General features: G+C 42.4%; 10 protein-coding genes and 1 pseudogene. 5 read left to right on the top strand and 6 right to left on the bottom strand.

The features are described from left to right. Nucleotides 1-40: 40 nt before the first annotated feature. From JMX93_RS07135 to JMX93_RS07145, 3 genes are all read right to left on the bottom strand, one after another. Nucleotides 41-382, bottom strand: coding sequence for a hypothetical protein (locus JMX93_RS07135; RefSeq protein ID WP_193010980.1), 342 nt, complete (start codon nucleotides 380-382; stop codon nucleotides 41-43). Between the two features lie 201 nt (nucleotides 383-583). Further along, nucleotides 584-1,261, bottom strand: coding sequence for a PepSY domain-containing protein (locus JMX93_RS07140; protein ID WP_499204328.1), 678 nt, complete (start codon nucleotides 1,259-1,261; stop codon nucleotides 584-586). Nucleotides 1,262-1,971: 710 nt separating this feature from the next. Next, the gene (locus JMX93_RS07145; RefSeq protein ID WP_193011096.1) at nucleotides 1,972-2,175 is read right to left on the bottom strand and encodes a CsbD family protein; all 204 of its coding nucleotides are present in this window, start codon (nucleotides 2,173-2,175) and stop codon (nucleotides 1,972-1,974) included. Between the two features lie 514 nt (nucleotides 2,176-2,689). On the opposite strand from JMX93_RS07145, the gene JMX93_RS07150 reads away from it, so the two are divergent. Both JMX93_RS07150 and JMX93_RS07155 read left to right on the top strand, forming a co-directional pair. Beyond that, complete coding sequence (locus JMX93_RS07150; RefSeq protein WP_499204329.1) at nucleotides 2,690-3,379, top strand: TetR/AcrR family transcriptional regulator; 690 nt, start codon at nucleotides 2,690-2,692, stop codon at nucleotides 3,377-3,379. A gap of 127 nt (nucleotides 3,380-3,506) precedes the next feature. Then, nucleotides 3,507-5,720, top strand: a complete 2,214-nt coding sequence (locus JMX93_RS07155; protein ID WP_499204330.1) for a molybdopterin oxidoreductase family protein — start codon at nucleotides 3,507-3,509, stop codon at nucleotides 5,718-5,720. A gap of 76 nt (nucleotides 5,721-5,796) precedes the next feature. Here the strand turns inward: JMX93_RS07155 and JMX93_RS07160 are convergent, their stop codons facing one another. Both JMX93_RS07160 and ygfZ read right to left on the bottom strand, forming a co-directional pair. Beyond that, nucleotides 5,797-7,122, bottom strand: coding sequence for a D-amino acid dehydrogenase (locus tag JMX93_RS07160; protein WP_499204331.1), 1,326 nt, complete (start codon nucleotides 7,120-7,122; stop codon nucleotides 5,797-5,799). Between the two features lie 74 nt (nucleotides 7,123-7,196). Beyond that, nucleotides 7,197-7,970, bottom strand: coding sequence for a CAF17-like 4Fe-4S cluster assembly/insertion protein YgfZ (gene ygfZ, locus JMX93_RS07165; RefSeq protein WP_499204332.1), 774 nt, complete (start codon nucleotides 7,968-7,970; stop codon nucleotides 7,197-7,199). Nucleotides 7,971-8,280: 310 nt separating this feature from the next. Here ygfZ and JMX93_RS07170 point away from each other — a divergent pair, with 310 nt between their 5' ends. The 3 genes from JMX93_RS07170 (at nucleotide 8,281) to JMX93_RS07180 (ending at nucleotide 12,024) form a co-directional block, all read left to right on the top strand. Next, a complete protein-coding gene (locus tag JMX93_RS07170) occupies nucleotides 8,281-8,634 on the top strand; it encodes a zinc ribbon domain-containing protein YjdM (RefSeq protein ID WP_055123598.1) in 354 nt (117 codons plus the stop codon). A 97-nt stretch (nucleotides 8,635-8,731) separates the two neighbouring features. Then, on the top strand, nucleotides 8,732-10,033 hold the full coding sequence (gene hemL, locus JMX93_RS07175; RefSeq protein WP_499204458.1) for a glutamate-1-semialdehyde 2,1-aminomutase: 1,302 nt from the start codon (nucleotides 8,732-8,734) through the stop codon (nucleotides 10,031-10,033). 239 nt (nucleotides 10,034-10,272) lie between these two features. Then, entirely contained in the window at nucleotides 10,273-12,024 is a 1,752-nt protein-coding gene (locus tag JMX93_RS07180) for an AMP-binding protein (RefSeq protein ID WP_499204333.1), read from the top strand. 16 nt (nucleotides 12,025-12,040) lie between these two features. Here JMX93_RS07180 and JMX93_RS07185 read toward each other — a convergent pair. Then, nucleotides 12,041-12,382, bottom strand: a pseudogene (locus JMX93_RS07185) (Mpo1-like protein). Nucleotides 12,383-12,715: the final 333 nt, after the last annotated feature.

Consider the following 12,715-nt stretch of genomic DNA (forward strand, 5'->3'; position numbering starts at 1 on the left):
ACTACACCCGTATTTTTATGAGTTCTTCAATACTGTCAATTTACTTATAACGGTAATGGCTGTTTTGATAGCGACCATCATTGTTGTAGCGGCCGTTATTTTTTTTATGCTGACTTTTTTTATTTTTATAATGATTATTCTTATTTTTATGCTGATCTTTTTTATTATCATAGCGCCCGTTATTCGTTTTATAGCTGCCATTATTGTAACGCCCATTATTCTCATACTTCCCGTTACCCTGATGATGACCATTTGGATAATAGCCTTTATGATTGTCATATCTTGGCGTTACAGTGGTACAACTAATGGTGGTGCCTAATAAAGCAACCACAACCCCCGCAGAAAAAATACTTTTTAAAGCTGAAAAGGCTGATATTTTCATAATAATTAATCCTATTATCTAACTAATACTTTGGTGACTATTGTTGTTAAGAATGCAGCATACAGAATAGTGGTGTATCCAAAAAAATAATAAATCCATCTAAGGCGGGAGCATCGTGCCAAAGGTGTCAATTCAACAATGACGCCAAAGACCTAGCTTGATGCTGTGTAAATGACTGTTAGCAGGAGATAGCCAATGAAATCAGTCTTTCTCAACTTTAATCACATTTAAGTTTGGATAGCCAAGTCGTATTTCATACTCCTGTGATCCGCGCTTGGCCTCGATCTCAAATACACCGCGCCCGTTCTTTTCTTCCAGCTCAATATCTTTAACCCGATAGCCCATGCCTTGTATTTTATTGATTGCACGTTGCTTGATTGCACGTTGCTTGATTGCTGGATAACGCGACTCTCTTTTAATACTATCTTCGATATCATCATTCTTGTAGCGCTTATTATTCTTATATTTGTCATTATTTTTATATTCATCTTTCTTATAATGGTCTTTTTCATACTTATTATCTTGCCAAACATTAGACCAAGATTTTTTATTTGAGCTAATAAGTTTTAGATCGGGATAAGTATATTTCAGCTCGTAAGCTTGGTTGTTCTTTTTGGCATAAGCGGTCATTGCGCGATTGCCGCGGTAGTTATCAGATTTAATATCCATAACCTGATAGCCTTTACGGCGTAGATCAGTGCGTAGCTTTTGACTGATGCGGTTGTAATCAGCGTTACCATAATCATCATTGCCATCATATATTGGGTAATTGTCATAACCTGAACCGACGACGGCACACCCAACTGTAGTACCCAATAATGCAACCGCAAGACCAGCAGATATAACGGTCTTAAATGAGAAAGGCTTTAGAGTTTTCATGATCCAATATCCTATAATATTTTTAGATTGCCCGTCGCATCATTGCTGGTGATAGCCAAGCACCTACACACTCTGACTCTGTAGATTATTCATCTTCATAAGAAACGCGTGCTTACTAACACTGTATACATTACCATTATGCGCTTTGAAATATTTTCTTACATTATCTATGATAAGGGACAAAACTTGATGGTAAGTGTCTTTTGCGTTAATAAGTTGTAATCATTGTCAAAAATGCGGGCAATGTAAGCATATGCTTACACGTAATGACGCTCACGCGACTTAACATCAGGTTAGGAATTAGGCATTATAGTCATACGGCATTAGGGAATGTGACTCAAGGATTGAGTTAACCGCATTAAGGATAATGATTCACTTATTAGCATCAGGATGATAATGATAAGTGGAGTAAGGACACATACCCTTTGCTGCTATCAGTAGTTAATACTGGTAGTTGTAGTAAAAAGGGCAGGATGCCCAGTATCACAATATGCTGAATATTATGCAAGGATGCATGAGAAACAGTCGTGATAGGTAACATGGATGGTTAACAATAAAACCGCATAACAGTTGATTGCTATGCGGTTTTATCGTGTCTGGACTTTGAAAAATGCCCAATCAATAAAGTAATCACTATTTGTTTTAAGGGCTGGCAATAAAAAAACCGTATAAAGAATATACGGTTTTTTGCTTTTCAGAATTAAAATAACTTAGTACTTATGTTCATGACGCCATGCATCTACTTCACGTTCAGCAGCATCTTTGCTATGACCATAACGTTCTTGGACTTTACCGACCAATTTATCACGGCTACCTTTGACATGTAATAAATCATCATCAGTAAGCTCAGCCCATTTTTGTTTTACTGAGCCTTTTATTTGGTTCCATTCACCTTTTAGAGTATGTTCGTTCATTCTTATTTTCCTTCTTTTATTATAAAGTTAGTTATTGAGACAATTATTCCGTCTGTCTTTAGTCGAGCTTCTACTCAGATGCCGTCAATAGACGTTGATCGGCTAACTGGTGATATCTAATATAAGCGCTCACCATTGCCATGTCTGTATATGCAATGTTGAGAGTGTTGCTCCATTATGGATATCTACACAACTATGTTATGCATTGGCTATTTGTGTAATAAATAGAGTGCTTTATCAGTGACATACGTAACGACAATCAACAAGTCTAGCGATAATTTATAAAAAATGACGTCGCAAAACGCTTTAAATCTAGGAATAATAAAAGCAAAAAAATAGCTGTCATCATAGATATGACGGCTATTTTTTTATGCTTGCTTTAATGTGAGTGTTAAAACGAATCATTAAGAATGAGTAGGGTCAAATATTTAGTAATAGACTTCTTGTTTAAATGGCTATAGCCTTATAGCTGAAATAATAATTGTCTTGTAGATCAAGCTGGGGCAGATTGAGGGTGAATGTACTTGATAGTGTAAGTGCTACAAAATCGGAAACAAATCGCGAGCTGGCAAAGGCGAAAACGCGTCATGCCTTACTGAAAAGTGCCTTGCAGCTGTATAGCGTAGAGGGCACTTGTGGTATGAGTATGAATAAAATCGCGAAAGGTGCAGGTATTGCTCAGCCAAGTTTTTATAATCATTTTGATAGTTTAGATGCGTTGCAGCAGGTGTTAAGCGAGCAGCTTAAAGACAATTATTTATCGCCGATACGCATGGCGTGGGTAGATATGCTTAAAGACTATCCAACGCTGTCTAAAGAGGGTTTTAAACATCGTTGTCAGCAATGCCTAATGTTAATTTTTGATGCCGCCTTTCAAAACATCACTTTATTTCAACGTCTAATCGAAGACAGTCTGCGCTTTGATTCAAAAATAGAACGCAAAGGCTTGGGAGGTCTAATCACAGAGATAAGAGAGGAGTGGAGCAAGATATTTATGCAAGGATTACAGTCAGCCAAGTGCTCTTTTGAGGAATCTGACGTTCATCTCTGTGTCGATATCGCTGCCGCCCAAGTACATGAATTGATATTGGGCTGTCATCAACAGCGTTATTCACGGCAGCAAGCCATTGAGATGTTGTGCAAAAACTTTGATGGAGTCTTTAGTCCTTTTTTCACCAAAGACAGGCTTAGAATACATGGTTAGTTATTCAGCTTATCAATGCTGCACTTTGGCTAATTCTCAAGATTTTTAAGATGAGTCAGTTTATTAACTTCATAAAACGGAATTTATATAGTGGAAGCTATAATAAAAAATAATAGGGAGCGCCGCCATGAGTAGTGAAAAGAGTCACACGGATGAACAAACACATTTTAGAACTTGTAACTTATGTGAAGCGATGTGCGGTATTGTCATCAAGCATGATGGTAAAAAGGTATTATCGATTAAAGGCGATAAAGACGATCCATTTTCTAAAGGTTATATTTGTCCAAAAGCGACCGCCTTGCAAGACTTGCATGAAGACAGTGATCGCCTGCGTCATCCCGTTGAGAGAACGGCTAACGGTTGGAAAGAGATTAGCTGGGCTGATGCGTTGGATAAGGTGGCAGCCGGTATTCAGTCGGTACAGAAAAAACACGGTCAAAACGCCTTCGGTATTTATCTAGGCAATCCTAATGTCCATAATCTGGGCGGCATGTTAACCATTAAGCATCTATTAACCAGTATCAAGACGCGCAGCCGCTTTTCTGCGACTTCCATCGACCAGTTACCGCACCATATTGTGAGCATGCATCTGTTCGGGCATATGCTGCGCATCCCTGTACCTGACGTCAATCGTACCCAATATATGCTTATCATTGGTGGCAATCCGCTGGCATCTAACGGCAGTATTATGACCGCGCCAAATATGCGTCAAAAACTAAAAGACATCAAAGCACGTGATGGTAAAGTGGTGGTGATTGATCCAAGGCGCACCGAAACCGCCGACATTGCTAGTGAGCATCACTTTATTCGTCCAGCGACTGATGTTTTGCTCTTGCTTGCCATGTTCAATGAAATTTATATCCAAGGGTATGCGGACAAGGCACGCGCTAACAATAATCGAGCGGCGGCGCTCGCGCCAGAGATTGCAAGCATTGCAGACTTTGCCAAAGATTATAGCGCCGAGTCCGTTGCTGATATTACTGGCATTGCCGCAAATGAGATCAGGCGACTGGTCAAAGAATTTTGTGAAGCCGAAAGCTCGGTTTGTTATGGTCGCATGGGCGTATCGGTGCAAGAGTTTGGCTTACTGAGTCAATATCTGATTATGCTGATTAATATTGTCACAGGTCGCTTGGATGAAGTGGGTGGTCTGATGTTCCCCAATCCTGCGGTCGATGTGGTCAATAACTCAGGCCCAGGTTATTTAGGTAAGCGCCATAGTCGCGTGAGTAACTTGCCTGATTTTAATGGCGATTATCCCGTCGTGGCAATGGCGGATGAGATGTTGGTAGAAGGGGCGGGACAGTTAAAAGGATTTATGACTGTCGCGGGCAATCCTGTCCTCAGCACACCGAATGGTGAAAAATTAGATACAGCTTTTGCCAACTTAGACTTTATGGTCGCTATTGATTATTTTGTCACAGAAACCAGCCGTCATGCTCATATAATTTTGCCACCCGTATCGCCACTAGAGCGCGATCATTATGACGTCACCTTTAACAATTTTGCCGTCCATAACGTCGCCAAATATTCAAAGGCATTGTTTACTAAGAAAAGAAGCGCCAAGCATGACTGGCAAATCTACTTAGAGCTGGCGAAACGCTTGGATAAAAAAGCCGCACTTGCAACCAAAGCTGAACGTTTGCTAGTAAAAGTTTTGGGACCGAAATTTATGCTCGATCAGGGTCTAAAGCGTGGGCCTTATAAGGGGCTAAATCTAAAGCAACTGAAGAAAAGTCCGCATGGTATTGATTTAGGTACTCTCAAAAGGATGTTGCCAGAAGCGTTAAAACATAAAGACAAAAAAATTCATCTCAATGTCGATTTTTATCAAGCAGATTTAGAGCGAGTACAAGAAATGGTGCAGGGTTATGATGACAAGCAAATTCTATTGATCGGTCGTCGTCATGTACGCAGCAATAATTCGTGGCTGCATAACAGCTATCGCTTGGTAAAAGGTAAGCCGCGCTGTACGCTCATGCTACATCCTGAAACAGCAAAAGAATATGGTATTGAGGATGGTCAGAATGTAAAAGTTACCTCGCGCGTCGGTAGTGTAGTTATTGTTGCAGAGGTGACGGATGAGCTGATGCCTAGAGTGGTGAGTATTCCCCATGGTTGGGGTCACGGCCGTAAAGGAGTAAAACAAAAAATCGCTCAAGCGCATGCTGGCGTCAGTGTCAATGATTTGACGGACGATACCTTAATCGATCAGCTAAGTGGCAATGCAGCAGTCAATGGCGTACCGGTACAACTGCAAGCAATCGCGCCAGAAGTGGTTGATTTGGAGACCATTGATTCTAATGTTAATTCCGACATTGAATCAGGGAGCGCTGCATAAAATAACTCTAGAATAAAAGTCTTTAATATAAATAAGAAAGGTGCTTATATCAGCGCCTTTTTTACGTTTCTAATTTTTACGTTCCTAAGCCAACAAAATCAAAATCGACTGGCGGTGTCTCGCCTTGTATTAATAAACTGATCGCCTTGGCAGAACCGCAAGCATGGGTCCAACCAAGCGTACCATGCCCCGTATTGAGCCATAAATTATCAAAACCAGCATCCACATGATGACTACCATGACGGACTTGACCCCTGTGCGCGCGCCCAATTAATGGCACATTGGAAGGTGTCATCGGCCGTAGCCCTGTCCAGTATTGTACAGAATTGGCGATGATACCTTTGGGAAATAACTGCTGCACACGGCGGGTAATGGCTGCACAGCGGGTGCTATTTAAATCCAAATTATAACCGTTAAATTCTGCCGTTCCAGCGACGCGTAATTTGTCGCCAAGGCGTGATGTCACCAGCTTAAACTCATCATCAATGAGACTGACAAAGGGTGCTAGATGCGGGGCGTGGGGGTTGATTTGATAAGTGGCTGAGTAGCCTTTGGCGGGGAAAATAGGTAGATGAATATGCAGCGGTTTCATGAGCGATACGCTATAGCTGCCCAATGCCAGTACATGGCTATCTGCACTAAAGGTTTGCGCGTTTTCGCCCTTGGGTTGAATGGTAATACTATGCACATGCGGGCGAGCAGAATGGGCGTCAGTGTTTAACGCCAGAATCTCAGTATCGTATAAAAATTTCACCCCAGCCTCGATGCAGCGCTCGGCTAAACGCTGGGTAAATAAATGGGCATTACCGGATTCATCACGGCTGGTATAAGTAGCACCTTTTAGCTTATGAGCAATAGGGTAAAGCGCAGGCTCTAGGTTAACGGCATTATTTATATCGATAATATGGCGCTCACAGCCTAACTCTTGCATGCGCTCCGTTGGCGCAATGGCGGCATCAAACTCAGCTTGATTGGTATAAAAATGCATGATACCGCGTGTTTGCTGCTCGTAATCAATACCAATATTAGCACGCAGCTGTTGTAGTGCGTCTCGTGAATACAAACCTAAACGTACCATTTGTACCAGATTGGCATCGGCTCTATCTGCACGGCACTCTTGCAAAAACTGCATTGCCCATTTCAATTGCGCTTTATCAGCACGCAAGCGATACAGTAGTGGTGCATCCTCGCGAAACAGCCATTTAAGTGCTTTCATTGGAGCCGCTGGATTGGCCCAAGGGGTTGCGTGCGAGACAGATATCTGCCCACCATTGGCAAATGAGGTCTGCATACCGGCGGCTGGCTCACGCTCAATGACGGTCACATCGTAGCCTGCTTGGCGAAGATACCATGCGGTGGTCACGCCCACCACGCCCGCTCCGAGTACCGCAATATGAGTCATAGATTGCTCTGCTGCTTTTTTAGTAAAAATGTTTTGAAGAGTGCTGCTTGTCTCGCTTCATTCATTATGTCGTACTATTTTTGGCGCGCAACATCGGCTTGCAGCGCTGGTGGTAAGTCTAATATCGTAAGCTCACTATCCGCTAAATGCTCTGGACGGGCAACGACCAATGCTTTAAAACCATTACCATTAATAGTGTCATCGGCAATCGCATTAACCACATGGATTTTTTCTAGCTTGTCACCGGCTGCTGGCACGTCACCTGCGCCGCTGACATAATGTAAAAACGCTTTTGGCGCTGCCTTAAAATAAATACGGGCAATCACTTCTTGACCAAGATAGCAGCCTTTATCATAGTCCATACCGCCGCGCTGATGCAGACGCAGCTCTTGTGGCTGAAACAGACCTTGCGTGGCAGCAACTATCCAATAGTTACCAATGGCAAGACTCGCTTGCATCCACGTTTGGATATTTGCTGGCGTATTGTGGTCTTCCTGATGGCTAAAGGTTGGCACTTCATCGAGCACGCAAGGATAAATGGGCGCGGGCGCACTGGTATCAAACTTTGAAAAGGCACCGAACTTTTTTAAATGGGCTTGAAAAGCCTCAGCACAATCGGCACTGATAACCACATCATAATGCTTTTCGGCTTGTTTTTTTATCCACAAACCAAAATCAATGCGACCTTTTAAATTACTAAGCGCCGTTGCTTGATAACTGAGTCCGAGCTTGGTGACATCAGAGGTGAGCTGACCTTGTAAGAATTTTTCCGCATCTTCACCTTGAATTGTTAGTTGAACAAATTGTGGCAATGTTGATGAGAGTGTCGATACGCTTGATTGAGTCATTATTATTATCCTATTCATAAGTAGCTATAGCCTCAGATATTGTGATGAACACTGAGTTATTAAAGTAATTGCTAAAGTAGATATTGAGGTTTTTGCCATTTAAAGACATATGGCCATCGAACCAAAATTAGTTAAAGCAGAGTACCACAAAACACCGTGTGATAAAAAAGGTCTGCTGTAAGACATGAGCGAATGTATACATTGGGCACAGTACAGTATTTACAACCGAAGCGATTGGTTAAAGCTGGTGAGTTGCGGTACAATGTTAGCTCTAGAATACACCCAATTTATCACGGCTGACGAGGAAATTATGAGCTTACCCAATTGCCCAAAATGCGATGCTGAATATACGTACGAAGATGGTGCGTTACTGGTATGTCCTATGTGTGCTCATGAGTGGACCGCGGCTGAAACCGATGCGGCGCAAGCTGAAGAGCAAGACGCGGTCATTCGTGATGCGGTCGGTAATGAGCTGCAAGATGGCGATACCGTCACCGTGATTAAAGACTTAAAAGTCAAAGGCTCATCGATCGTTATTAAAGTCGGTACCAAAGCAAAAGGTATTCGCCTGCTGCCCGATGCGTCTGATGGTCATGATATTGACTGTAAACTTGATGGTTTTGGCCCAATGAAATTAAAATCGTCAGTGGTGAAAAAAGCATAATTTATTAAATGTGCTTTAAAAATCTGCTAAGCATTAAAAACAAGCAGCAAAGTTATTTTTAATAAAATAAGACAGAACCAATAAGTAGAGAATAATGATGAGCACTAAAAACGAACAGCTATTTGCGCAAGCCCGCAAACATATTCCTGGTGGCGTAAACTCGCCAGTCCGTGCCTTTGCTGGTGTCGGTGGCACGCCTATTTTTATGCACCGTGCTAACGGTAGCAAAATTTATGACACCGAAGACAATGCTTACATCGATTATGTAGGCTCTTGGGGCCCAATGATTTTGGGTCATGCGCACCCTAAAGTGATTGATGCGGTCAAAAAAGCGGCTGATGATGGCTTGAGCTTCGGTACACCAACGCCGTTTGAAACGACGGTCGCCGATAAAATTTGCGAAATTGTCCCAAGCGTTGAGATGATTCGTATGACCAGCTCTGGTACAGAAGCGACGATGAGTGCAATTCGTTTGGCTCGTGGCTATACTCAACGTGATAAAATCGTTAAATTTGAAGGCTGCTATCATGGGCATTCAGACAGCTTATTGGTAAAAGCAGGTTCGGGTATGCTAGATATTGGCGAGCCAACATCAAAAGGTGTGCCAGCTGATTTTGCCAAGCACACCATTACCATTCCTTATAATGATCCGCAAGCGATTAAAGACTGTTTTGAGAAATGGGGCGAAGAAGTCGCTTGCGTGATCTTAGAGCCGATCGCCGGCAACATGAATATGGTCATTCCGACCCAAGAATTCCATGATACGTTGCGTGCAGAGTGTACTGCCAACGGTTCAGTGCTTATCTTTGATGAAGTCATGACCGGCTTTCGCGTCGGACTTGGCGGTGCACAAGCGCATTTCGGTATCGACCCTGATTTAACTTGCTTTGGCAAAATTATCGGTGCAGGTCTGCCAGTGGGTGCTTTCGGTGGTAAAAAAGAAGTCATGTCTTGTATCGCACCACTTGGCGGTGTCTACCAAGCTGGTACGTTATCAGGAAACCCACTCGCGATGCGTGCTGGTATTGCGATGTTTGAAGATTTAACGGCAGACGGTTTTTATGATGAGTTAGCAGCGAAAGTTGATCGTCTAGTAGACGGTTTTCAAGCGGCGGCTGACAAACACGGCATCAACATGCGTACCAATAAATTGGGCGGTATGTTTGGCATGTTCTTTGTTAAAAACAATGAAACTGACACGCCAAAGAACTTCGATGACGTGACAGAGTGTGACATGGATATATTTAACACTTTCTTCCATGGTATGCTAGATCGTGGTATCTACCTTGCACCATCGGCTTATGAAGCAGGATTTATGTCAATCAAACATAGCGATGAAGATATTGATGCATCAATCAAAGCTGCTGATGAGATATTTGCAGAAATGGCAAAAGTGTAACAAGTTTATTTAAGGCTCACGTTCTTACAAAAAACCAGTATGAGAGATTATGCTGGTTTTTTTGTGCCTAATATTTACCCTTTTGTGATTTTCACTATAAAAATAAAGGTTTTTTGGTAATGACTGTATAATTTAAAAAACCAAGACTGAGACAATTGCTTCTTTGAGCGATTGCAAAATAAACGATAAATTATGCTATTCTGAGATGAATTAAGACAATTGAGCAAGGATGCTAATCGATGAATACCAGCGCTGAAAATACTGCTCCCAGTATTACCACGCCGCCGCTATGGCAGGCGGCTTATGAGCAGTATGGACTCATAAATAATTTGGATGCGTTAGAAGGTAAGCACAACCTAATAGATTTACTACAATCAAAGATAGATCAGCATAGTGATTCTGTGGCTTTTAGTATGGGGCCTGCAACGCTCACCTTTGGGCAATTGGATATTGCCAGTCGCCGCTTTGCTGCTTTTTTGCAAGCACAAGGCATCAGTAAAGGCGACCGTATCGCTGTGCAATTACCCAATATATTGCAGTATGCCGTGGTGTTACTTGGTTGTCTGCGAGCAGGCGCGGTGTTGGTGAATGTCAATCCGATGTATACCCATTATGAATTGGCGCATCAGCTGACGGATGCTCAAGCTAGTGTGCTGATTGTCCTCGATGGTATGACCTCTGCTTACGATCAGTTAGATGATGCAGTAAAAGCGCAACTGTCATTAGTCGTACATTGTTCCGTCGACCCCAATGCCACACTTGCCGACAACGATATTGCTTTGTTAACCCGCATCAATCAAACAGCAAGCGCTACAGATCAAGCAGATAACATTCATGAAACCACAGATGATATCGTAGCCAATGCCACTTTAGCAAAGAATATAACCTTTGCTCATATTATGAGTGCATACCGCGCCGAGCAATACCAGCCCGTGACTATCGAGCGTGAGGATCTGGCATTGTTACAATACACGGGCGGCACGACTGGTAAGCCAAAAGGTGCCATGCTGACACATTATAATGTCATGGCTAATATCTGTCAGTGTTATGCGATGTTTGGCAGTGCGATTGAAGCGGGTCGTAGCGAGCAGATCAAAATACTCAATCCGTTGCCGCTCTATCATATATTCTCATTTACCGTTTGCGGCTTACTAGGCATCTATAGCGGCTGGGAAGATATACTGGTCACCAATCCACGTGATATTGATGGGCTAGTTAATACCATCGAGCAGCATTGTCCGCATGTCATTCCTTCGGTCAATACCTTGTTTATTGGTATGCTGCATCATCCAAAATTTGCTAGCCTTGATTTTAGTCGATTGGCCTTATCTATCGGTGGTGGTACCGCCATCATCAAAGCGGTATCTGACCAATGGCAACAAGCCACTGGCATGATTATCAATGAAGGTTACGGCATGTCCGAAACCGCACCAGTTATCTCTTTTAATCCACCTGGTATAGATCATTTCAACGGTAGCGTTGGCCTGCCACTTGCGATGATGGAGATTAAAATCATTGATGAAGAGGGCGCAAATTGTGCAATAGGTACACGGGGCGAGGTTTGCATTAAAGGGCCACAGGTTATGCGTGGTTATTGGCAACGAGACAATGCGGACACTTTTACAAAGGATGGTTATTTTAAATCAGGTGATATTGGTGTGCTAGACGAACATGGATTTTTAACGCTGGTAGATCGTAAAAAAGACATGATACTGGTCTCAGGATTTAACGTCTATCCCAACGAAGTAGAAGCGGCATTGACAGAGCATCCGAAAGTACTTGAAGTTGCGGTGGTTGGTATTGCGGATGAGCACAGCGGTGAGGTACCCAAAGCGTTTGTGGTTAAAAAGGATTCGAGCTTAACTGTAAAAGAGTTACAAGGCTTCGCGAGCGACCGTTTGACAGGGTATAAACGCCCACAGTCATACGAGTTTATCGATGAATTACCAAAAACTGCAGTAGGTAAAATATTACGTAAGTCTTTACGTTAGTTGTGCAAGCGGCGAGTTATTGTGGTCCGATTTTATCAAACTTACGGTCTTTTAAGCTGAGTCTACCGCGTAGGACATCACTGTACATACGAAAGTCGCTGGCAAAGCTTTTTAGCGGGAATTTAAACGAGGCAGGTTTATTTTTTTCAAAGAAAAAATGACCGACTCAAGCGCAAGCATATCCAGCAGCGATGCCCTTGATTAATGGTTTTGGCGAACGAGTTTTGACCGACTTTGCCAATCCTAATAAGCCAAAGCTACTACCGACAAAGTGCAATCGTCGGCAAGCCATATTTTGGTGCTCAGCTAAATAGAAGTCATAAAATTTTTGCTTCGTTGGACTGACGGTTTTTATCATGTTTTTTTTAGCATTGCTGACAGCTTGAGCATCAGCATTTTTAGTGGTGTTTTGTGTGGTAGTTTGATTCATCTGTTTAGCTTCCTTGCTAATCGTTTATTGAGCATAAATATTAGGGCGAGTAATTAGGGGGCTGTCTGTTTTACTGAAACGGATATGCTTTCATTAAGTAACTGTTATTTATTATAATATTGGTCGTTTTTAATGTAGCAAAACGCTATCCTTAACACAAGCAATGGCTGTTTATGGCGCATTTGTTATTTTGTTAGTGATGCGCTTGCTGCTTAATTAGAATTTGGGTCACTTGCCAGTGTTTGGCATAAATGCTTTAAT

Origin of the sequence: Psychrobacter muriicola 2pS, assembly GCF_904846535.1 — a bacterium.
In the GTDB taxonomy this organism is placed as follows: domain Bacteria; phylum Pseudomonadota; class Gammaproteobacteria; order Pseudomonadales; family Moraxellaceae; genus Psychrobacter; species Psychrobacter aquimaris.